The sequence below is a fragment of the Mycobacterium sp. genome, assembly GCF_049683355.1.
Lineage (GTDB): Bacteria > Actinomycetota > Actinomycetes > Mycobacteriales > Mycobacteriaceae > Mycobacterium.
In genome coordinates this window covers 1-21,290 of record NZ_JBAUJB010000199.1, presented here as the reverse complement: position 1 = coordinate 21,290, position 21,290 = coordinate 1, and the positions used below count along the sequence as shown (strand labels likewise).

Genomic DNA, 21,290 nt, shown 5'->3' with positions numbered 1-21,290 from the left:
GGTGTGGCTATCCTCAGCGACAAAAGCCGGTTAGCCTGCCTTTCGACCCGACCAAGGAGGTTCTACATGAGGCGGCTTTCTGCCCTGCCGATCTCGGCACTGGCGCTGGGGCTGGCGCTTGCCGGCTGTTCCAGCTCCGGCACCGACACCGCGACGACCGAGACCGGCACCGCGAGCGAGACCAGTGAGACCAGCACATCGGCGGCAGCCCCGGCGGGCCCGCTGCTCACCCAGGCCGCCGAGGAATACCAGGCGTATGCCGTCGACCAGACGAACCAGCTGGTGACGGTGGTCAAGACGTTCACCGACGCCGTTCGGGCCGGCGATCTGCAGGCAGCCCAGGCGGCGTACGCGCCGTCACGCGAGCCGTGGGAGCGAATCGAGCCGTTGGCCGGACTGGTCGAGGAGATCGACGGCCTCGTCGATGCCCGGGTCGACGACTTCGCCGGCGTCGACGACCCGGCGTTCACCGGGTGGCACCGGCTGGAGTACCTGCTGTTCGAACAGAACACCACCGACGGCGGTGCGGCGTTCGCCGACCAGCTCGACGCCGACATCGCCACCCTCAACGAGCAGATGCCGACGCTGGAGGTGACGCCGTCAGATGTTTCCGTCGGGGCCGCGGAGCTGATCGAAGAGGTCTCCGAGGGCAAGATCACCGGTGAAGAGAACCGCTATGCCAAGACCGACCTGTGGGACTTCCAGGCCAACCTGCAGGGTTCGGAGGCCGCAGTCAACCGGCTGTCACCAGCGCTGGTCGAGGCCGACCCCGCTCTGCTGGGCAAGATCGAGGCCGGATTCTCGGAGATCTTCGCGACGCTGGCCCCGCTGCGCCAAGGGGACGGATGGGTGTTGTACTGCACCGAGAACGACCAGTACCCGTCGCCGCGCTGCCCTGAGGTCACGGTCGACCAGCAGACCATCGACACGCTCAAGGCCCAGCTGGCCGGGCTCTCGGAGAACCTCTCGCAGGTCGCCGGGGTACTGAACCTGCAGTGACCAAGCAGTCTCCGCGATCCGGCATCAGCCGCCGCAATTTTGTCACCGGGGCCCTGGGCGCCGGTGCGACGGTTGGTGCCGGCGCGGCGATCGCCGGGTGTTCGTCGCCGGAGGGTGAGCCGGTGGCGGGCCCTCCGGACCCGCGCTACGTGCAGTTCGAAGGCCCGCACCAGGCGGGGATCACCGCGATCCCCGTTCCCATGCAGGGGCTGATGGCGGCCTTCACCGTCATCGCGGACAGCAGGGAACGCCTCGCCGACACGCTGGCCGAGCTCACAGACGAGATCCGCGCGCTGATGGCGGGTCGCCCGCCCGAGCAGCTCGGACCGGCCTATCCGCCGGTCGACTCGGGGATCCTGGGTGAAGAACCGCCGCCGGACGATCTGTCGGTGGTGGTCAGCGTCGGAGCGTCCTTGTTCGACGGCCGCTTCGGGCTCGCCGACCGCAAGCCCAAAGAGCTGGTGCAGATGCCGTTTCTGGCCAATGACCGGCTCGACCCCAAGCTCTCCCACGGTGACCTGCTACTGACGATGGAGGCCGGGCACATCGACACGCTGCAGTTCGCGCTGCGCCAGTTGATGCGACGCACCCGCCGGCACCTGGTGCTGCACTGGATGATGGACGGCTACGCCCGCGGGGCGGGGGTGGCATCACATGCCGCTACTCCGCGAAACCTGTTGGGCTTCAAGGACGGAACGGCCAACCTGGACAGCGAGGATCAGGCCCTGATGGACCGCTACGTCTGGGTCGGGCCTGAGGACGGTGAACCCGACTGGGCGGTGGGTGGCTCCTATCAGGCGGTGCGGATCATCCGGATGTTCGTCGAGTTCTGGGACCGCACCAGACTTGTCGAGCAGGAGCAGATCTTCGGTCGCGAGAAGATCAGCGGTGCCCCGTTGGGGATGACCGACGAGTTCGCCGAGCCCGACTACGCCGAGGATCCCGACGGTGACCGCATTCGGCTCGATGCTCACATCCGGCTGGCCAATCCACGCACTGCCGAAACCGAGGACAGCCTGATCCTGCGCCGTGGGTTCTCGTATGTGCGCAGTTTCGACGGCGCCGGCCGGCTGGATCAGGGCCTGGCGTTCGTCTCCTATCAGCGCAGCCTGGAGCGCGGCTTCCTGGCGGTGCAGAGCCGCCTCACCGGCGAACCGCTGGAGGAGTACATCATGCCGGTCGGAGGCGGGTTCTTCTTCGCCCTGCCGGGGGTGGAGGGGCCAGACCGGTTCCTGGGCGAAGCGCTGGTGAGCTGATCCGACGGTGCCTGTCCGGCGGCGCCGGCTGCGGCGTCAGCAAATGAACACCCGAAACCGACCCCGGGGTCAGACCGATGTCCGCGCACGCGTGGCAGCATGGACGGTGACCACAGTGGGTTGAGGAGTCCGGTGACGCGGGTGCGTTGGCTACAGGCGATGGCCGTGATCGGCGCGACAGCGCTGCTCCTGGCTTCCAGCTGTTCGTGGCAGCTCGGCACCCCCATCCCGGAGGGGGTGCCGCCGCCTCCCGGTGACGCGGTGCCGCAGATCGACACCTCGGCCGCCGGTCGGCCCGCCGATCAGCTGCACTCCTGGGCCGCCGAGCGGGCGCCAGGGCTGGGAATTCCGGTCACGGCGCTGGAGGCGTACGCCTACGCCGCCCGGGTGGCCGAGGTGGAGAACCCCGACTGTCACCTGTCGTGGACGACGCTGGCGGGCATCGGTCAGGTGGAGAGCCACCACGGCACCTACCGGGGCGCGAACATCGCCGCCAACGGCGACATCTCCCCGCCGATCCGGGGCGTCCTACTGGACGGGACCGGCGGCAACCTCGAGATCCTGGACAACGAGGCGGTGAGCCACGACGGCGACGAGTCCTTTGCCCGCGCGATGGGGCCGATGCAGTTCATCCCGGAGACGTGGCGCCTCTACGGGGTCGACGCGAACAACGACGGCGACGTCAGCGCGGACAACATCGACGATGCGGCGCTGTCGGCGGCGGGCTATCTGTGCTGGCGGGGCAAGGACCTGGCCACACCTCGCGGCTGGATGGAGGCGCTGCGTGCCTACAACTACTCCGACCAGTACGCCCGGACCGTCCGGGACTGGGCGACTGCCTACGCCGATGGACATTCACTCTGAGCGCACCAGCCGACCGCACACGCTCTAGGCTCAAGACCGAGTCTTTTCGAGAGTTGCCTTTTCGAGAGCCCGTTTTCGCCCAGAGACCAAGGAGACCACAGTGCCCATCATCGAGCAGGTCGGAGCCCGCGAGATCCTCGATTCCCGGGGGAACCCGACAGTCGAGGTCGAGGTGGGCCTGCTGGACGGCACCGTTGCGCGCGCCGCGGTCCCGTCGGGAGCCTCCACCGGAGAGCACGAGGCGGTCGAGCTGCGCGACGGCGGGTCCCGCTACCTCGGCAAGGGCGTGGAGAAGGCCGTCGAGGCGGTGCTCGACGAGATCGCCCCGGCGGTGATCGGGCTGGGCGCCGACGAGCAACGTCTGGTCGATCAGGCGCTGCTGGACCTGGACGGCACCCCCGACAAGTCGCGGCTGGGCGCCAACGCGATCCTCGGCGTCTCGCTGGCGGTGGCCAAGGCCGCGGCGCAATCGGCCGAGCTGCCGCTGTTCCGCTACATCGGCGGACCCAACGCGCACATCCTGCCGGTGCCGATGATGAACATCATCAACGGCGGCGCGCACGCCGACACCGGTGTCGACGTTCAGGAGTTCATGATCGCCCCGATCGGCGCGCCGAGCTTCAAGGAGGCGCTGCGCTGGGGCGCCGAGGTCTACCACGCGCTCAAGTCGGTGCTGAAGAAGCAGGGTCTGGCGACAGGCCTCGGCGACGAGGGCGGCTTTGCCCCGGATCTGCCCGGGACCAGTGCGGCCCTGGACCTGATCGGCACGGCGATCGAGGCCGCCGGGCTCAAGATCGGTGCCGACGTGGCGCTCGCGCTCGATGTGGCGGCCACCGAGTTCCACACCGAGGGCACCGGCTACTCGTTCGAGAAGCAGACCCGCAGCGCCGAGCAGATGGCCGCCTTCTACGAGGAGCTGCTGAACGCCTACCCGCTGGTGTCCATCGAGGATCCGCTGTCGGAAGACGACTGGGACGGCTGGGTGACCCTGACCAACACGATCGGCGACAAGGTGCAGATCGTCGGTGACGACCTGTTCGTCACCAACCCCGAACGTCTCGAGGACGGTATCGAGCGCGGCGCCGCCAATGCCCTGCTGGTGAAGGTGAACCAGATCGGCACCCTGACCGAGACGCTGGACGCGGTGGCGCTGGCCCACAACAGCGGCTACCGCACGATGATGAGCCATCGCAGCGGCGAGACCGAGGACACCACCATCGCCGATCTGGCGGTGGCGGTCGGCAGCGGCCAGATCAAGACCGGCGCGCCGGCCCGCAGCGAGCGGGTCGCCAAGTACAACCAGTTGCTGCGCATCGAGGAGGAGCTCGGCGACGCCGCCCGGTACGCCGGTGACCTGGCGTTCCCGCGATTCAATGTGGAGACCAAATAGCCCGTGCCCGAAGCGAAACGGCCCGATCCGCGACGGCGGAGCTCGGGGGACGCCAGGAGCAAAAAGGCTCCGGCGTCCCGGCCGGGCAAGTCCGGTGACGGCGGGCGGGCCAAGCCGCGGGCCAGCGCATCGCCGCGCCGCGACGTTCGCACCACCGAGCCGCGGCCGGGCAAGCAGGTCGCCGAGCTTTCTGGGGCTCCCGACAGCCTCGAGGCGGGGGATTCTATCCGGGAATCGATCGCGGCCGCCGCGGAGCGGGCCTCCGAGCAGAGGTTCGGTTCGGCCGCGCGCCGCGCCGCCATCCTGGCGGCCGTGGTGTGCGTGCTGACCCTGACGATCGCCGGACCGGTGCGGACGTACTTCGCCCAGCGCACCGAGATGAAGCAACTCCAGGCGTCCGAAGCCCAACTGCGCGAACAGATCGCCGAGCTCGAGGAGCAGAAGGAAAAACTTGCCGATCCGGTGTTCATCGCCGCGCAGGCCCGGGAGCGGCTGGGTTTCGTGATGCCTGGCGAGATCCCGTACCAGGTGCAGCTTCCGCCCGGTGCCGCGCAACCCAGTGCTCCGTCGGGTGAGCTCGCCGAGGTGAACAGCGGCGACCCCTGGTATACCGCGTTGTGGCACACCATCGCCGATGGGCCGCAGGGCGTTCCGCCGACGGCGCCCCCGAGCCCGCCCGGCGCGCCCGGCGCCCCCGAGCCCGTCGCACCCGATGCGCCCCCGCCCGGTGGTTGAGTCCGCCGATCTCGACGCCGTCGCGCGCCAGCTGGGCCGCGAACCCCGAGGCGTACTCGAGATCGTCTACCGCTGCCCCAACGGTGAACCCGCGGTGGTCAAGACCGCGCCGAAACTGCCTGACGGAACTCCGTTTCCGACGCTGTACTACCTGACCCACCCGGCTCTGACGGCGGCGGCCAGCCGGCTCGAGTCGTCGGGGTTGATGCGGGACATGACCGACCGGCTGGCGCAGGACCCTGAGTTGGCCGCGGCCTACCGTCGGGCACACGAGTCCTATCTGGCCGAACGTGATGCCATCGAATCTCTGGGGACGACGTTCTCGGGTGGCGGGATGCCGGACCGGGTGAAGTGCCTGCACGTGGTGATCGCCCATTCGTTGGCGAAAGGGCCCGGTGTGAACCCGTTCGGTGACGAGGCGTTGGCGATACTGGCGGCGGAGCCCGGAATGGCCGGGATCCTGGACAAGGAGTGCTGGACAACATGAATCGTGTCGCCGCCGTCGACTGCGGAACCAACTCGATCCGGCTGCTCATCGCCGACATAGCCGACGGTCGGCTGACCGATGTGCATCGCGAGATGCGGATCGTGCGCCTCGGGCAGGGGGTCGACGCGACCGGGGAGTTCGCACCCGATGCACTGGCCCGCACGCACGGCGCGCTGGTCGACTACGCCGAGTTGATGCGTCGCCACGACGTCGGGGCCGTCCGGATGGTGGCGACGTCGGCGGCCCGTGACGTCTCCAACCGCGACACGTTCTTCGCCATGACCTCCGACGTGCTCGGCGCGGTGGTACCCGGTGCGGTGGCCGAGGTGATCACCGGCGCCGAGGAAGCGGGGCTGTCGTTTCACGGTGCGGTCGGTGAATTGGATTCCACTGAAGCACCTTTCGTGGTCGTCGACCTCGGCGGCGGTTCCACCGAGGTGGTGCTGGGTGCTGATGACTCCGATGAGGTGGTGGCCGGCTACTCGGCCGATGTCGGGTGTGTACGTCTCACCGAACGCTGCCTGCATTCCGATCCCCCCACCGAAGGCGAGATCGCCGCCGCCCGAGCGGTGGTGCGCGAGGCCCTCGACGAGGCGCTGCGCCTGGTCCCGATCGAGCGGGCCCGCACCTGGGTGGGGGTCGCCGGCACCATGACGACGCTGGCCGCTCTTGCCCACCGGATGACCACCTACGATCCCGACTCCATCCATCTGTCCCGGGTCGGCTTCGACGATCTGCTGGCGGTCTGCGCGGAGCTGCTGTCGATGACGCGTCAGCAGCGGGCGGTGCTCGGGCCGATGCACGAGGGCCGCGTCGACGTGATCGGCGGGGGAGCGATCGTCGTCCAGGAACTGGCCGCCGCGTTGCGCGAACGGGCGGGCATCAACGAATTGGTGGTCAGCGAGCACGACATCCTCGACGGCATCGCACTGTCGATCGGGTGAGTGTCCTCGAACGTACGGTTTCTGATGGAATTTGGGCTCTTCTGACACTTCCGTGGGTGTGTTTGTTGATCTAGGTCGCAGTGCGCACCCGTGACCGGCGTTTTGTCGGGTCGTGCTGCCCGGCCAGTGTGACCGCCAGCAACACCATCACCGCGCCGAGTCCCAGGTGCAGCCACTGGTCGGCGCCGTTGAGGGGCAGCACACGGGCACGACTGCCCTGTCCGACGAGCACCCCGTAGAGCCACAACGCCAGGTAGACCGCCCCGCCGACCAGCAGGTAGGCCCGCGCACCCGCATACGAGCGGGCCAGGAAGTAGCCGGCGGCGCCGACGGCCACGTGGAGGATGTTCTGCAGGGCCGACACCACGAAGACGCCGAAAAGCATGGCGTCAGAACGCTGCCCGAGCCAGGTGAGTTGGTCCACGTTCGCCGTCACACCCGGGATGAAGCCCAGCACGCCGACCGCTGCCAGCACGGTGGCCACGATGACGGCTGCGCCCTGGACGGCCATGTACTTCGGTGCAGACATCTGGCCGCCTCCTCCCGCACGAAGTTATTGACGTGCGTGCTGAGGAAGTACCCAGGCGTGGCAGGAAGTGAACCTGGCTCAGGTGCGCAGAATCGGCGTGAGGGTGTCGAGCACCGCGGGGTCCTCGATGGTCGACGGCACCGGCTCGTCGCGGCCCGCGGCGATACCGCGCATCGTCTTACGCAGGATCTTGCCCGATCGGGTCTTCGGAAGTGCCGGGACGACGTCGACGAGCTTGAACGAAGCCACCGCACCGATCTCGTCGCGCACCATCCGGACGAGTTCATCGGTGAGGCCGTCTGTCGGCGCCCCCGCTTTGACGACCACGAGCCCCCGCGGCGCCTGCCCCTTGATCTCGTCGACGACCCCGATGACCGCGCATTCGGCCACCGACGGGTGCGTGGCGAGTACCTCCTCGATCGCCCCCGTGGACAGGCGGTGGCCCGCCACGTTGATGACGTCGTCGATGCGGCCCATCACGAACAGGTAGCCGTCCTCGTCGAAGTGGCCGCCGTCGCCGGTCAGGTAGTAGCCGGGGTGCTCGGACAGATAGGAGGCCTCGAACCGGTTCTCGGCGTTCCACAGCGTGGGCAGGGTTCCGGGCGGCAGCGGCAGCCGGATGCAGATGGCGCCCTCTTCGCCGACGTCGCATCCGTTGCCGTCGTCATGCAGGATGTGCACGTCGTAGCCCGGCATCGGAACGGTGGGCGAACCCGGCTTGAGCGGAAGCGCTTCGGTGCCCATCGGGTTGGCCGCGATCGGCCACCCGGTCTCGGTCTGCCACCAGTGGTCGATCACCGGGATGCCGAGCTTTTCCGAGGCCCAGTGGTAGGTGTCGGGGTCGAGTCGCTCACCGGCCAGGAACAGGTACTTCAGCGCCGACAGGTCGTAACCGGCCAGGTAACGCCCGTCGGGATCTTCCTTGCGGATGGCCCGGATCGCGGTCGGCGCGGTGAACAGTGCCTTCACCCGGTGCTCGGCCGCCACCCGCCAGAACGCGCCAGGGTCGGGGGTGCCGACCGGCTTGCCTTCGTAGAGCACCGTCGTCGCGCCCACCAGGAGCGGCGCATAGACGATGTAGGAGTGGCCGACCACCCAGCCCACGTCGGAGGCCGCCCAGAACACCTCGCCGGCGGCGATGTCGTAGATGTGGCGCATGCTCCACGCCAGCGCGACCGCGTGCCCGCCGTTGTCGCGGACGATGCCTTTCGGTTTGCCGGTGGTCCCGGAGGTGTAGAGCACGTAGAGCGGGTCGGTGGCGGCGACGGGCACTGCCTCGGCGGGCGTCGCGTCCGCCAACACCTCGTCCCAGTCCAGGTCACGTCCCTCGACGAGGTCGCAACGGCACCGGTCCCGCTGCACCACAACGCAGTTCTTCGGCGGGTGGGACACCATCGCAATCGCGGCGTCGAGCATCGGCTTGTACTCCAGCACCCGCGCCGGTTCGATGCCGCAGGATGCGGAGACGATCACCGTCGGCCGGACGTCGTCGATGCGTACCGCCAGTTCGTGCGGCGCGAAGCCCCCGAAGACCACCGAATGCACCGCACCCAGCCGGGCGCAGGCAAGCATGGCGATGACGGCCTCGGGGATCATCGGCATGTAGATGACCACGCGGTCGCCCTTGCCGACCCCGAGTGCCCGCAACCCCCCGGCGAACCGTGCGGTCTGGTCGAGCAGTTCGGCGTAGGTGTAGGTGCGCTTGGTGTCGGTCACCGCGGAGTCGTAGATCAGGGCGGGCTGGTCGGCCCGGCCGCCGTCGACGTGGCGATCGAGCGCGTTGGCGCAGGTGTTGAGCTCGGCGTCGGGAAACCAGCGGTAGAACGGCGGGCGGCTGTCGTCCAGGATCCGTTGTGGGTCTCTGGTCCAGGTGATGGCCGTCGCCGCGTCGGCCCAGAAGGCGGCGGGATCGTTGATGCTGGTGTCGAAGAGGTCGCGATACCCGGGCATACCCAGAACGGTAAACCCTTCGGATTAGTCTCAGGGCCATGACGAACCAACCCCCGCCGATCGGTGAGGTGCGCAGAAGCTTTGTCACTGCCCGTGGGGTCCGATTCCACGTGACCGAGGCCGGACCGCCGGACGGCCGGCCGGTGCTGGCCCTGCACGGCTGGCCCCAGCATCACTGGGTGTATCAGGATCTGCTGGCCGATCCGCCGCCCGGAATGCGCATCATCGCCCCCGACCTGCCCGGTTATGGCTGGTCGGGTCCAGCACCACACCGGTGGGCCAAGGAGGATGTGGTCAGCGACCTGATCGCGCTTCTCGACGCTCTCGGCCTGGAGCGGGTGCTGCTCGTCGGCCACGACTGGGGCGGCTTCCTCGGCCACCTGTTGGTGTTGCGGGTGCCCGAGCGCATCGAGGGCTACCTCGCGCTGAACATCGCCCATCCCTGGGTGCCGCCGAAGGTGATGGCCAGGCACGCCTGGCGGTTCCTGCTGTACCAGCCGTTGATCGCCGCCGCCGGGATACGCGTTCAGACTCGCACGCGGTTCCTCGACCGGGTCTACGCCAAGGCCTCGGAGATCGATCCGCAGACCGCGCGCGTGTACACCGACCGCTTCCGGGATCCCGTGGTGGCCCGCACTGCACGGGACACCTACCGGACGTTCCTGGTGCGGGAGATCCCGCGGATGACCCGCTCCGGTGAGCGGCGGCGGGCCACGGTGCCGATCCGGGTGCTGTTCGGCAAGAACGACACCGCGATCGCACCGGCGCTGGCCGCCGTGGAGACCGCCCGCGCCGACGACTACACGCTGGAGACGGTCGACGCCGGCCACTTCATCGCCGACGAACGTCCCGAGTTGGTGCGTGCCAAGCTGATCGCGCTGGCCACCGAAGTCCCTGCCACCTGAGCCGCGGAATAGTATTCCTGGTTGCGGTCGGGACCGGAATCACAGCCAGGAACGCTATTCCGCGGGAGCAGGTAGTCAGGCGTGGAAGCGGTAGCCCATGCCGGCTTCGGTGAGCAGGTGCACCGGGTGTGACGGATCGGCCTCGAGCTTGCGCCGCAACTGCGCCCGGTACACCCGCAGGTAGTGGGTTTCCTTGGCGTAGGCGGGGCCCCACACCTCCTTGAGGAGTTCCTCGCGGCCCACGAGCTTGCCGCGATTGCGCACCAGCATCTCGAGCATCCCCCACTCGGTCGGGGTCAGATGTACCTCGGTGCCGTTGCGGGTGACCTTCTTGGCGGCCAGGTCGACGGTGAACGACGACGTCTCGACGACGGGTTCGTCGGTGTCGGCGGCCGCGGCGGCCCGGCGCACCGCGGCACGCAGCCGAGCCAGGAACTCGTCCATGCCGAACGGTTTGGTGACGTAGTCGTCGGCGCCGGCGTCGAGCGCCTCGACCTTGTCGGCAGAGTCGCTGCGGGCGGACAGCACGATCACGGGCGCCGAAAGCCAGCCCGCAACCCGGCGAGCACGTCGATGCCGGACATGTCGGGCAGCCCGAGGTCGAGCACCACCACATCGTGGCGGTGGTCGGCGGCGCTCTGCAGGGCATCGGCTCCGGTGGCCGCGGTGAACACCTCGTAGCCGCGCACCGAAAGGTCGATGCGCAGCGCGCGCAGGATCGGCGGCTCGTCGTCGATGACCAGGACCCGGGTCTTCACGGTGCTCACTGCGGCGCCGCCAGGTCGATCTCGATGGTCAGACCGCCACCGGGGGTGTCCGCGGGCGTGATGGTGCCGCCCATCGATTCGACGAAGCCGCGGGCGACGGACAAGCCGAGGCCGATACCGGTGCTGGTGTCGTGGTCGCCGAGGCGCTGGAAGGGCGCGAACAGCTGTTCTCCGGTGCCGCGCGCGATGCCGGGACCCTCGTCGGCGACCGCGATCAGCACCCGGTCGCCGACGCGTCCGGCCGTGACCCGCACCGGCGCGTCCTGTGAGTACCGCAGCGCATTGTCGATGACGTTGGCCAGCACCCGTTCGAGCAGCCCACTGTCGGCCATCACCACGGCGCCGTCGACCTCGACCTTCACCCGGTCGATGGCCTCACCGCCGAAGCCCGCGGCGCGCCGACCGATCCCGAGCAGCGCGCGTGGCACCGCCTCCTCCAGATAGACACGGCGCAGCTGCGGGTGCACGACGCCGGCTGCCAGCCGTGAGGAGTCCAGCAGGTTGCCCACCAGTGCGGTCAGCTGATCGATCGACTCCTCCACGGTCGCCAGCAGTTCGGCGGTGTCCTCCGGGGAGAACCCGATGTCGTCGCTGCGCAGGCTCGACACCGCGGCCTTGGCCGCAGCCAACGGGGTGCGCAGATCGTGGCTGACCGCAGACAGCAGCGAGCGGCGGAGTTCGTCGGCCCGGGAGGAACCCGCAACCCCGGTACTCGATCATCTTCGGCGGCACCACCTCGATGCCATCGACGAGTTCGGCGGTCTTGCATCGGCCGTGGGTTTCGACGACCGCCGCGACCACATCGGTGCCGCGTTCGCGCCGGCGGTGCGCCTCGCCGAGCATCGCGTACGTCTTGCCGACGCCGGGTGCCGCGCCGAGGTAGATGCGCAGTTCACCCCGCTTGGCGCGGTGGTCGGGCGAGCTCACCTCTTCATCATCCACCGTCGAGTGCCAGGTTGAGCTCCAGGACTTTCACCCCCGGCTCACCCAGGAATCCCAGCGTGCGGCCTTCAGTGTGGGCGGCCACGAGGGTCCGCACCTGATCGGGCCGCAGGCCGCGGGCTGCGGCGACCCGCTCGACCTGCAGGTCGGCGTAGCCGGTCGAGATGTGTGGATCCAACCCGCTCGCGCCGGCGGTGACGGCGTCGGCGGGTACCGCCGGTTGCGTGGGAGCCGCACCGTGGATCGGCACTACCTGGCCGTCGCTGTAATCCTCACCGGCCTCGGCGCACTCGACGCGCACGCCCGCATAGGTGGCCAGGAACGGTGTCGGCGCCGTCTCGCAGGGTTCGTTGACGCTGACGCCGCGGGTGGGGGTCACCGACAGCACCGCGCCGACGCCGTCACCGGTGCAGAACGGGCGCGCGCCGCTGACGCCGTCGAGCTCACCGGCGGCTGCGCTGCGGGAGCACACCACGGTGAGCAGGCTGGGCTTCCCGGGAAGGTCGACGATGCTTTCCGGGCCCAGGTTGCTTCCGCCGGAGGCCAGCGGGTCGTAGCCGTCACCGGCCGCCGACGGCCGGCCCTGGAAGTACTGCGGTAACGGGTCGCCGTCGGCGTCGGTGTAGCTCTGGCCGATCAGACTGCTGCCGACCGCTCTCCCGTCGGCAACCACCAGTGAGCCGTCGGCCTTGTCCGCGAGGCCCGGGAGCTGACCGACCAGCCATACCAGCAGCGGTAGCCGAAGCCGAGGACCACGGTGCACACCAGTAGGGCGCGGAGCGCGGCCCAGTGCTGTCGAACGATGCTGCCGAATTTCATGTCACATTCCCGGGAGGAGTTGGATGGTCAGATCGATGAGCTTGATGCCGATGAACGGGGCGACGATTCCGCCGAGACCGAAAAGGGAAAGGTAGCGGTTCAACAGCTTCGATGCGCTGCTCGGGGTGTAGCGCACACCGCGCAGCGACAACGGGATCAAGGCGACGATGATGATCGCGTTGAAGATGACTGCCGACAGGATCGCCGACTGAGGACTGTGCAGCCGCATGACGTTGAGCAGCTCCAGGCCGGGGAACAGGCCGACGAACAGCGCGGGGATGATGCGAAGTACTTGGCGATGTCGTTGGCGATGGAGAACGTCGTCAAGGCGCCGCGGGTGATCAGCAGCTGCTTGCCGATCTCCACGATCTCGATCAACTTGGTCGGGTCGGAGTCCAGATCGACCATGTTGCCGGCTTCTTTGGCCGCGGCGGTGCCGGTGTTCATGGCCACGCCGACATCGGCCTGATCAACGCGATTTTGTCCTCAGGGGTGGCTTCGGCCAGAAAGTCGTCGACGCCTGCCTCGTCGGCGATGGCCTTGGCGGTCAGCGGGTTGTCGCCGGTGATCATCACCGTCCGGATCCCCATGCGGCGCATTTCGTCGAAGCGTTCTCGCATCCCCTGCTTGACAACGTCTTTGAGCCCGATGACACCGAGCACGGTCGCGATGCCGTCCTTGGCCTCGCCGACGGCCAGTGGTGTGCCGCCAGCCGCAGAGATCGTGTCGACGATGTCGCCCAGTTCGGTGGGCACGGTGCCGCCTTCGGCGCGCACCCAGTCGGCCACCGCGCTGGTCGCGCCTTTGCGCAACCGGTGGCTGTCCAGGTCGACGCCGGATATCCTTGTGGTGGCCGAGAATCCGATCCACGTGGCGTGGGCCAGCTCGCCGGGGGTGCGGGCGCGCAACTTTCCCCCGTCGCTTCGCTCGCCCCGGCAGCCGTGATGCTCCTTGGCGAAGACGACGATGGATCGGCCTTCCGGCGTTTCGTCGGCGAGGCTGGACAGCTGTGCGGCATCGGCGACTTGGTAGGGCGTCACCCCGGGCAGCGGAACGAAATCCGACGCCTGCCGGTTGCCGAGCGTGATGGTGCCGGTCTTGTCGAGCAGCAGCGTGTTCACGTCGCCGGCGGCCTCCACCGCGCGCCCGGACATCGCCAGCACGTTGCGCTGCACCAGGCGATCCATTCCGGCGATGCCGATGGCGCTCAGCAGCGCGCCGATCGTGGTCGGGATGAGACACACCAGAAGGGAGACCAGCACGATACCGGTGACGCCGTTTCCGTTGAGCGCCAGACTGTCCGGCACTCCGGGGTTGCCCGCCTTGGAGTAGATCGCCAGCGGCTGCAGGGTCGCCACGGCGAAGACGAAGATGATCGTCAGGGCCGCGAGCAGGATGTTGAGCGCGATCTCGTTGGGCGTCTTCTGCCGGTCGGCGCCTTCGACGAGGGCGATCATCCGGTCGATGAAGCTCTCACCGGGTCTCTGGGTGATCCGGACGACGATCCGGTCCGACAGCACGGTGGTGCCGCCGGTGACCGCGGACCGATCTCCGCCGGACTCGCGGATGACGGGGGCGGATTCCCCGGTGATGGCCGACTCATCCACCGAGGCAATACCTTCCACCACGTCCCCTCTCCGGGAATCGTCTGACCGGCCTCGACGACGACGACGTCGCCCTGCTGCAGCAGCGAGGCGCTCACCTGCTCCTCGTGGCCCGGGTGCCCCGGTGACCAGCCGGTGAGGCGGCGCGCCGTCGTCGCGGTCTTGGTCTTGCGCAGGGTCGCGGCCTGCGCCTTGCCGCGGCCCTCGGCGACCGCCTCGGCGAGGTTGGCGAAGATCACGGTTAGCCAGAGCCACACCACGACCAGCCAGGAGAACCAGGATGGCTCGGTGGCGGCCAGGATCGTGCTCCACAGTGCGCCCAGTTCGACGATGAACATCACCGGGTTGCGCCACAGCGTGCGCGGATCGAGCTTGCGCAGTGCCTCCGGTAGGGAGGTCCACAGCAGCCGTGGGTCCAGCAGTCCGCTGCGCATCCGGGTCGAGGATGTGTGCGCGGAGTGCTCGTGGGGGGCTGCTTCGACAGTGACCGACGTCAGTGGATTCCTTCGGCGAGGGGGCCCAGCGCGAGGGCCGGCAGGAAAGTGAGGGTGACGAGGATCAAGGACACGCCGACGACCAGACCGACGAACTGCGGTCGGTGCGTGGGCAGGGTGCCGATGGACGCGGGGGTCTTCGCCTGGGCAGCGAACGCGCCTGCGAGCGCGAGCGCGAAGAGGATCGGCAGGAACCTACCGAACATCATCGCCAACCCCAGGGCGGTGTTGTACCACGTGGTGTTCACCGCGATTCCGGCGAACGCCGAGCCGTTGTTGTTGGCGGCCGAGGTGAACGCGTAGAGCACTTCCGACAACCCGTGCGGGCCGGTGTTGAGCATGGCGGCACGTTGCTCCGGCATCGCGATCGCCACCGCGGTGCCCGTCAGCACGATCAGCGGCGTGATGAGGAATATGTTGCCCGCCAGCTTGATCCCGCGTGGGGTGATCTTCTTGCCCAGATACTCCGGGGTGCGTCCCACCATCAGGCCGGCGACGAAGACGGTGATGATCGCCAGGATCAACATGCCGTAGAGCCCCGAGCCCACCGCCCGGTGCGACTTCGCCGAGTTGCATGTTGAACAACAACATCAGGCCGCCGAGGCTGGTGTAGGAGTCGTGCATCGAGTCGACCGCGCCGGTGGACGTCAGCGTGGTGGCGGCCGCGAACACCGCTGAGTTCGCCACTCCGAAGCGCTGTTCGACACCCTCCATTGATGCGCCGACGGCGGTGGGCACGGTGCCGTGGTGCTGCAGCTGGAACAGCATCGTCAGGCTGACGCTGAGCGTGGCGATGAACGCCATCACGGCCACGATCGCCAGTCCTTGCCTGCGGCTTTCGACCATCCGGCCGAATGTCCGCGGCAGCGAGAACGCGATCATCGCGAGCAGGAAGAGCTCGACCCAGTTGGTCCACGTGGTGGGGTTCTCGAAGGGATGGGCCGAGTTGGCGTTGAAGAAGCCGCCACCGTTGGTGCCCAGCTCCTTGATGGCTTCCTGGCTGGCCACCGGACCGCCGGGGATCGTCTGCTGCGCGCCGGCGAGCGTGCCGACCACCTGGTCGTGCAGCGCGAAGTTCTGGATCACGCCGCCCGAGATCAGGATGGCCGCAGCAATGACCGACAGTGGCAACAGGATCCGGATGACTCCGCGCACCAGGTCGACCCAGAAGTTGCCCAGCTCGCCGGTGCTGCGTCGGGACAGGCCGCGGACGAACGCGATCGCCACCGCCATGCCGACGGCGGACGAGACGAAGTTCTGCACCGTCAACCCGGCCATCTGCACCAGGTGGCCCTGGGTGGATTCCCCGGAGTAGGCCTGCCAGTTCGTGTTGGTGACAAAACTGACCGCGGTGTTCCAGGCAAGCGCCGGGGTCATCTCGGTGGCAGGGCCGTCCAGGTGTAGCGGCAGCTTGCCCTGCAGCAGCTGGAGGCCGAACAGGAACAGGATGCTGACCGCCGAGAAGGCGAGGACGCTGCGTGCATAGGCCCCCCAGGTCTGCTCGGCTCTGGGGTCGGCCCCGATGATCCGGTAGATCAGCCCTTCGGCGCGAGAGTCCCTGGTGGAGGCGTAGACCCGGTACATGTAGTCACCGAGCGGCACGTGCACCGCGGCCAACGCGACGACCAGAGAAGCGGCGAACACGATGCCTGCCGCAGTGGTGCCCACTAGAACTTCTCCGGGAACAGCAACGCGGCGAACACGAACACCGCCATCAGGACGGCGAGCGCGAGGCCGATCACGTTCTGGATCACAGGGTCTCGACCCACTTCTGGACCGCACCGAGCAGGGCGAAGACCGCCACCGTCAGCGCGACGTAGATGGCCACGGATATCACGGACATCAGCGCACTCCCGCTTCGCCGCCGTTTTTACGGCCTCCTTGCGGGGCGTGGCGCCGGGCTCGCCGTGCGGGGTCAGTAGGGGGCGACGACGCCGGCTGCGCGCGCGTTGACGAGCATGCGGTCCCACGCCGATTCGCCGGCCACGATCAGGACCATCGCGCCCGCGATGGCGACGGCCGAGACGGCCCAGTACGCCAATACCGAGTGAATGCCGGGCAGGGCGGCGAGCATGATGCCGGACATCAGCACGAACACCGCCGCCAGCGCGGCCCGTCGAGAAGAACCAGCCATGGCTCCACGGTGGAGTGCCAGCCTGAGAAGCGCCTCGCCGGTACCTGTGGAGATCCTTAGTTAGATTTCCGAGTCGCGCCCCGTGGCCTTGCCGACTGCGAAGATCAACCTGTGGACGACCAGAATCCCAGCGACGGCCCGCTACGCAACGAGACCGACAGCGAACGGTTGGACCGCAACTGGGCCAGCCTGCTGCAGGAACTGCGTGTGGTGCAGACGGGTGTGGCGCTGCTGACCGGTTTCCTGCTGACGTTGCCGTTTCAAGCCCGCTTCGACCTGCTCGACGACACCATGGTGGCGGTGTACATGGCGACCGTCGTTGCGGCTGTGGTGTCCACCGCGTTGCTGATCGCCCCTGTGGCGATGCACCGGATGTTGTTCCGCCGTCACCGACTGGTGTCGCTGGTCGCGGCGGCGCACCGCTGCGCCTACACCGGTGTGCTCTTCCTCGGACTGGCCCTGACCGGGATGACGACGATCATCTTCGAGGCGGTGGCGGGGCGGCCGGCCGCCCTCGTCGCCGGTGGTTGTGCCCTGGTGTTGTTCACCGTCTTCTGGCTGGTCTGGCCGTTGAGCATGCGCACAGGCCGGTGAGCAGCCCCGAGTCAGAGCCGACGTCCGTACCGGAGGAAGAGATAGTCGTCCTCGGAGATCAGCAGGTGACGCAGGGTCAGCCCGGCGGGAGCGGGCAGGGTGCTGGGGGTGCCGCGGCCGAGCGGCTGGCTCCCGGCCAGCTTCGGCGCCAGCGTCACGCAGAGTTCGTCGACCAGATCGGAGCCCACCAGTTCGTCGAGCAGCGTCGGCCCGCCTTCACACAACACTCGCCGGAGACCGCGATCCCGTAGCTGAGCCAGCGCGTCGGGGATGTTCACGGCGTCATCGCCGCAGGTGAGCACCTGACACGGTGTCGCGTGTACCTCGGGATTGTCACGAGCGCTACGGGCACTGGTGATCAGGAACGGCGGCGTCGACCCGAACATGGTGTCGGGCAGCTTTCCCGACTGAGACACCACGGCAATCGGCGGTGGCTGCTCGGAGAGTCCGAGCGCGATGCGTTGTTCTCGGTGGGCGGGGGACAGCCGTACCGGTCCGTAGCGTTCGGCACGCGCCGTCCCCGCCCCGACGAGCACCACGTCGGCATAGGCCCGCAGCGCCACCAGTAGTTGCTGATCAGCAGGACACGACAGCGGACCCGCACGGTCCTGGAACGCCGCGGCCCCGTCAGCACTGAAGATCATGTTGGCCCGCACGCCCTCGGGAGCAGGCCGGTAACCGTGGTCCTCAACGGCGGCGCCGGCGTCGATCCGTCCCAGCTCGGTCATGCGTCGTGTCCGGGATCGACGTCGCGGACATCGGAAAAGCTGATGAGTTCGCGCAGTTCGTCGGGGGCGCTTCCTGCCACCGGCTCCAGCAGATGTCCGACGTGGTCACCGACGTCGAAGCGGTGGGTGATCGTGCCGACGAACCACGATTCGGCCGCATCCAGAATCGGCAGCCCCTCGGGTCCAGAGTGCCATCGGCATTGGGCGAACTTGTCGGTCTCATCACCGGTCTCACCGCCGAACAAGCGTGCCACCGGCAGTTCGTCGCGCGGCAGCACGTGCACGGCCAGGTGAGTGGCGTCGGCGGCCACCGTGAAGGTGTGGTTGCGCCGGGACAGCCCGACCAGGAATCGCGGCGGGTTGATGCTGGTCTGTGAACTGAAGCCGACCAGGCATCCGGCCTGCTGGCCGCCTGCTTTGGTGGTGACGATGAACATCGGGTAATCGAGCAGCGACACCAGGCTCTCGAAAGCCACGGTGCCCTGCGGGTTCTCGTGCTCATCCATGCCGAACCGAACCGGTCGTCGGCGCACACATACGAACCTCCTTAGGAGGGCTGCGTACCCGAAGACCCCGAGCTGAAAACCTGTCGGAGGGTTCGTCGCCGCTGGTCAGTGGGGCGGCCGTCGCTGCGGTTTTGGTAGTTCGCGTGTCGGGCACCCTACGGGAGCTGGATTCGAACCTAGGAGGTCATGGTGATGGCACCTGTCACCCGTACCAGGCCGGTGGCCGGCCGGCGCGGCGCAGATTCCAGTTCGTACTACAACTGGACCGTGCGCCAGTTGAAGTGTCGGGCGAAAGAACTCGGCATGACGGGTTATTCCACGCTGAGCAAGGAAGACCTGATCTTCAAGTTGCGCTACTCCTGAACAGAAGCCGAGGTTAGGAGATCCCATGTCAGTGACTGCATTTCAAGATCTACCTGTGGCTGACCGCGATCGCGAATGGGATGGCAGCGCCGCGGAGGAGCGTGTGCGTTCCTGGGCTGACGCCACCGACGAGCCCAACCAGAAGTACCGCGATGCGCACGTGTGGTACGACCACGAGAAGAAGGACAATTTCACCGCGTACAAGCTGTTGATCGCCGATGTCGTCGACGGTGAATTGAGGGCTGTTCCGCGCGGCGTGATCGCGGCCGCGGCGGTGATGCAGGGCTCCCGCGGCGGGGTGGACCTCCCGAAGAAGGACATCGACCGGGTGAAGAGCCACCTGGCCAAGTACTACGACAAGATGGACGACACCCCACCGTGGGAGGACGAGTGACGGATCACCCGTCCTGGCTGCGTGCCTCCGCGCCGCTCTCTTCGGCATCGAAGTCGTCGTCGGAGAAAGTCTGGCCCACGTAGGCGCCATCTTCCCCCTTGTTGGCCCGTGAGCTGGCGACCTTGTCGTCAGACTCGACGTCGGGTTCGCTCTTGTCCGGATTTGGTTGGCTCATAAGTAGGGTCCTCCCATATGTGTTGGCCACGAACACATGCCCTGGTGCAGCAGCTCTGAAACCCTCGCCATGATCGTCGTAACGTGACCTATGACTGACGCCTGAGTCGGCCCCGTTTGGTGGCCCGTACGTCGGGTACCACGACGACATGTCAGATTCGACGACACTTCGCGCGCTGGCTCTGGTGTGCAGCCTCACACCGAGTCCTGCACCGTCGAGCAGCGCGTTGATAGCAGAGCACCTGTTTGAAACATTGCGTATCCAGGACGTTGAGTGTGACGCAGTCCGCTGTGCCGATTTCCAGATCGCCCCGGGAGTTGAGCCCGACATGGGCGACGGTGATCAATGGCCGCAGCTGCGGGAGAAGGTGCTTGCCGCAGACATCCTGCTCATCAGCACTCCGGTGTGGCTCGGGCATCCGTCCTCCATCACCCAGCGAGTGCTGGAGCGACTGGACGCTGAACTCTCCAACAACGACGAGCAGGGACGTCCGGAGATGGCCGGAAAAGTGGCCGCGGTCAGTGTTGTGGGCAACGAGGACGGCGCCCACAAGGTGATCGCCGACGTGTTCCAGGCGCTCAACGACATCGGATACAGCATCCCGGCGCAGGGAGGCACGTACTGGAACGGCGCCGCCATGGAATCGACGGACTACCAGGATCTGGACGAGGTGCCCAAGGCGGTGGCATCCACGACAGCGGCAGTCGCTCGGAACGCAGCTCACCTGGCGCGGGTGCTTCGCCAGGCGCAGTACCCGCCCTACGAGTGACGTCGAAACACCGAAACTCAATGGGAGATGGATCGTATGCCTGACACTTCGCGTGATCCTGTCGATCACGCCCGCACCTATCGCCAGCACGCCGGCGAGTCCATGAAGAACGGTGTCAACGCCCCCGGCCTGATCGCCGTCGGGATCGGGGTGGTGGCCCTGGTCGTGGGGCTTTTCTCATTCGGCAGCGGCAACGCCACGGTGGGCATCGTGGCAGTGGTGATCGCCGTGATCCTCGGTGCGTCCGGACTGAGCTGGCTGGCGTACACCCACCGGCGAGTTCGGCAAGCCGAAAACCGCTGGCATGCCGAACATCCCGAGGTGCCCCACGAGCCGCCGACAAGCTGAGTGCGACGCCTCGCCTGACGCAACGCGGTCCGTGCCCGGTAGAAAGGGAGGCATGACCAACACCGATCTGCCGGAGCCGCCCCCCACCACGCCGGCACGAACCGCGGCCCGTCTCGCTCTGGCGGGTGTGCTCGTCTTCGCGGGTCTGAGCCATCTGTTCTGGGGGCGGGAGACGTTCCGCGCCCAGGTCCCGAAGTTCGTCCCGCTCGACGAGGACGGGGTGGTGATGGCCTCAGGCGGCGTCGAGATCATGCTGGGGACCGGTCTGGCGCTGCTGCGCCGCGACCGGGTGTTGGTCGGGCGGCTGGCGGCAGCGTTCTTCGTGGCCGTGTTCCCTGGCAACATCGCCCAGTTCGTGAACAAGCGTGACGGCTTCGGGCTGAACACCGACGGCCGTCGCTTTGTCCGTCTACTCTTTCAGCCGGTCCTAGTTGCCTGGGCGTTGTGGTCGACGGGCGTGCCCCGACGTTGACATGGTGCGTCGCAGGAGCGGCGCGTTGCGGGGTTGTCGGGGCGTCGCACACGCGAAGTCTTTAGGATCAGCGCGTTGGTGACGCCCCCATAGCCCAATTGGCAGAGGCAGCGGACTTAAAA

The 21,290-nt window shown here is 67.8% G+C and carries 22 protein-coding genes and 6 pseudogenes; 14 read left to right on the top strand and 14 right to left on the bottom strand.

The window, feature by feature from the left end:
• Window positions 1-66: 66 nt before the first annotated feature.
• The 7 genes from WA944_RS11980 to WA944_RS11950 all read left to right on the top strand — a co-directional run bounded on the left by WA944_RS11980 (window position 67) and on the right by WA944_RS11950 (window position 6,675).
• Window positions 67-999 carry an EfeM/EfeO family lipoprotein gene (locus tag WA944_RS11980; protein WP_526370456.1) on the top strand — a complete coding sequence of 311 codons (933 nt, stop codon included), beginning with the start codon at window positions 67-69 and terminating at the stop codon, window positions 997-999.
• On the top strand, window positions 996-2,255 hold the full coding sequence (locus WA944_RS11975; protein WP_526370458.1) for a Dyp-type peroxidase: 1,260 nt from the start codon (window positions 996-998) through the stop codon (window positions 2,253-2,255). The genes WA944_RS11980 and WA944_RS11975 overlap by 4 nt, the downstream gene beginning before the upstream one ends.
• A 132-nt stretch (window positions 2,256-2,387) precedes the next feature.
• Window positions 2,388-3,119, top strand: a complete 732-nt coding sequence (locus tag WA944_RS11970) for a lytic transglycosylase domain-containing protein (RefSeq protein WP_526370460.1) — start codon at window positions 2,388-2,390, stop codon at window positions 3,117-3,119.
• A gap of 100 nt (window positions 3,120-3,219) precedes the next feature.
• A complete protein-coding gene (eno, locus tag WA944_RS11965; RefSeq protein WP_526609354.1) occupies window positions 3,220-4,509 on the top strand; it encodes a phosphopyruvate hydratase in 1,290 nt (429 codons plus the stop codon).
• Between the two features lie 3 nt (window positions 4,510-4,512).
• Window positions 4,513-5,244 (top strand): FtsB family cell division protein, encoded by a 732-nt coding sequence (locus WA944_RS11960; RefSeq protein ID WP_526646975.1) that lies wholly within the window; start codon window positions 4,513-4,515, stop codon window positions 5,242-5,244.
• Window positions 5,237-5,731 carry a DUF501 domain-containing protein gene (locus WA944_RS11955; RefSeq protein WP_163894212.1) on the top strand — a complete coding sequence of 165 codons (495 nt, stop codon included), beginning with the start codon at window positions 5,237-5,239 and terminating at the stop codon, window positions 5,729-5,731. The genes WA944_RS11960 and WA944_RS11955 overlap by 8 nt, the downstream gene beginning before the upstream one ends.
• Entirely contained in the window at window positions 5,728-6,675 is a 948-nt protein-coding gene (locus WA944_RS11950) for a Ppx/GppA phosphatase family protein (protein ID WP_526374633.1), read from the top strand. Before WA944_RS11955 ends, WA944_RS11950 begins: the two co-directional genes overlap by 4 nt.
• 70 nt (window positions 6,676-6,745) lie before the next feature.
• Here WA944_RS11950 and WA944_RS11945 read toward each other — a convergent pair whose 3' ends face one another.
• The gene (locus WA944_RS11945; protein WP_526374631.1) at window positions 6,746-7,204 is read right to left on the bottom strand and encodes a DUF4383 domain-containing protein; all 459 of its coding nucleotides are present in this window, start codon (window positions 7,202-7,204) and stop codon (window positions 6,746-6,748) included.
• 78 nt (window positions 7,205-7,282) lie between these two features.
• The gene (locus WA944_RS11940) at window positions 7,283-9,154 is read right to left on the bottom strand and encodes a propionyl-CoA synthetase (RefSeq protein WP_526374629.1); all 1,872 of its coding nucleotides are present in this window, start codon (window positions 9,152-9,154) and stop codon (window positions 7,283-7,285) included.
• Between the two features lie 38 nt (window positions 9,155-9,192).
• Between WA944_RS11940 and WA944_RS11935 the strand changes: the two genes are divergently transcribed.
• A complete protein-coding gene (locus tag WA944_RS11935; RefSeq protein WP_526374627.1) occupies window positions 9,193-10,059 on the top strand; it encodes an alpha/beta fold hydrolase in 867 nt (288 codons plus the stop codon).
• A 75-nt stretch (window positions 10,060-10,134) separates the two neighbouring features.
• Here the strand turns inward: WA944_RS11935 and WA944_RS11930 are convergent.
• The 9 genes and pseudogenes from WA944_RS11930 to WA944_RS11890 form a co-directional block, all read right to left on the bottom strand.
• Window positions 10,135-10,826: pseudogene (locus WA944_RS11930) on the bottom strand (response regulator transcription factor).
• Window positions 10,823-11,518 (bottom strand): annotated as a pseudogene (locus WA944_RS11925) (sensor histidine kinase); the annotation flags it as partial. The pseudogenes WA944_RS11925 and WA944_RS11930, both read right to left, overlap by 4 nt.
• A 67-nt stretch (window positions 11,519-11,585) precedes the next feature.
• Window positions 11,586-11,669, bottom strand: a pseudogene (locus tag WA944_RS11920) (hypothetical protein); the annotation flags it as partial.
• A 91-nt stretch (window positions 11,670-11,760) separates the two neighbouring features.
• Window positions 11,761-12,587: pseudogene (locus tag WA944_RS11915) on the bottom strand (potassium-transporting ATPase subunit C).
• A gap of 1 nt (window position 12,588) precedes the next feature.
• A pseudogene (gene kdpB, locus WA944_RS11910) lies at window positions 12,589-14,625 on the bottom strand (potassium-transporting ATPase subunit KdpB).
• A gap of 59 nt (window positions 14,626-14,684) precedes the next feature.
• A pseudogene (kdpA, locus tag WA944_RS11905) lies at window positions 14,685-16,353 on the bottom strand (potassium-transporting ATPase subunit KdpA).
• Entirely contained in the window at window positions 16,353-16,454 is a 102-nt protein-coding gene (locus tag WA944_RS11900; protein WP_526375165.1) for a potassium-transporting ATPase subunit F, read from the bottom strand. Before WA944_RS11900 ends, kdpA begins: the two are co-directional and overlap by 1 nt.
• Window positions 16,436-16,528 (bottom strand): potassium-transporting ATPase, encoded by a 93-nt coding sequence (locus WA944_RS11895; RefSeq protein ID WP_526375167.1) that lies wholly within the window; start codon window positions 16,526-16,528, stop codon window positions 16,436-16,438. The genes WA944_RS11900 and WA944_RS11895 overlap by 19 nt, the downstream gene beginning before the upstream one ends.
• Before the next feature lie 72 nt (window positions 16,529-16,600).
• Window positions 16,601-16,819 (bottom strand): hypothetical protein, encoded by a 219-nt coding sequence (locus WA944_RS11890; RefSeq protein WP_526375169.1) that lies wholly within the window; start codon window positions 16,817-16,819, stop codon window positions 16,601-16,603.
• A gap of 111 nt (window positions 16,820-16,930) precedes the next feature.
• Between WA944_RS11890 and WA944_RS11885 the strand changes: the two genes are divergently transcribed.
• On the top strand, window positions 16,931-17,413 hold the full coding sequence (locus tag WA944_RS11885) for a DUF6328 family protein (protein WP_526375171.1): 483 nt from the start codon (window positions 16,931-16,933) through the stop codon (window positions 17,411-17,413).
• Window positions 17,414-17,424: 11 nt separating this feature from the next.
• Here WA944_RS11885 and WA944_RS11880 read toward each other — a convergent pair whose 3' ends face one another.
• Both WA944_RS11880 and WA944_RS11875 read right to left on the bottom strand, forming a co-directional pair.
• On the bottom strand, window positions 17,425-18,141 hold the full coding sequence (locus tag WA944_RS11880; protein WP_526375173.1) for a pyrimidine reductase family protein: 717 nt from the start codon (window positions 18,139-18,141) through the stop codon (window positions 17,425-17,427).
• Window positions 18,138-18,647, bottom strand: coding sequence for a flavin reductase family protein (locus WA944_RS11875; protein ID WP_526375175.1), 510 nt, complete (start codon window positions 18,645-18,647; stop codon window positions 18,138-18,140). Before WA944_RS11875 ends, WA944_RS11880 begins: the two co-directional genes overlap by 4 nt.
• 192 nt (window positions 18,648-18,839) lie before the next feature.
• Between WA944_RS11875 and WA944_RS11870 the strand changes: the two genes are divergently transcribed.
• Window positions 18,840-19,010: a Rho termination factor N-terminal domain-containing protein gene (locus tag WA944_RS11870; protein WP_526375177.1), complete on the top strand. Its 171-nt coding sequence runs from the start codon at window positions 18,840-18,842 to the stop codon at window positions 19,008-19,010.
• Window positions 19,011-19,035: 25 nt separating this feature from the next.
• Window positions 19,036-19,404 carry a hypothetical protein gene (locus WA944_RS11865; RefSeq protein ID WP_526375179.1) on the top strand — a complete coding sequence of 123 codons (369 nt, stop codon included), beginning with the start codon at window positions 19,036-19,038 and terminating at the stop codon, window positions 19,402-19,404.
• A gap of 4 nt (window positions 19,405-19,408) precedes the next feature.
• On the opposite strand, the gene WA944_RS11860 is transcribed toward WA944_RS11865, so the two are convergent.
• Window positions 19,409-19,579: a hypothetical protein gene (locus WA944_RS11860; protein ID WP_526375181.1), complete on the bottom strand. Its 171-nt coding sequence runs from the start codon at window positions 19,577-19,579 to the stop codon at window positions 19,409-19,411.
• 148 nt (window positions 19,580-19,727) lie between these two features.
• On the opposite strand from WA944_RS11860, the gene WA944_RS11855 reads away from it, so the two are divergent.
• From WA944_RS11855 to WA944_RS11845, 3 genes are read left to right on the top strand one after another with little or no spacing between them, the layout of a single operon-like run.
• On the top strand, window positions 19,728-20,348 hold the full coding sequence (locus WA944_RS11855; RefSeq protein WP_526375183.1) for a flavodoxin family protein: 621 nt from the start codon (window positions 19,728-19,730) through the stop codon (window positions 20,346-20,348).
• Between the two features lie 36 nt (window positions 20,349-20,384).
• Window positions 20,385-20,696: a protein UsfY gene (usfY, locus tag WA944_RS11850; protein ID WP_163894178.1), complete on the top strand. Its 312-nt coding sequence runs from the start codon at window positions 20,385-20,387 to the stop codon at window positions 20,694-20,696.
• 52 nt (window positions 20,697-20,748) lie between these two features.
• The gene (locus WA944_RS11845) at window positions 20,749-21,168 is read left to right on the top strand and encodes a DoxX-related protein (protein WP_526375185.1); all 420 of its coding nucleotides are present in this window, start codon (window positions 20,749-20,751) and stop codon (window positions 21,166-21,168) included.
• Window positions 21,169-21,290: the final 122 nt, after the last annotated feature.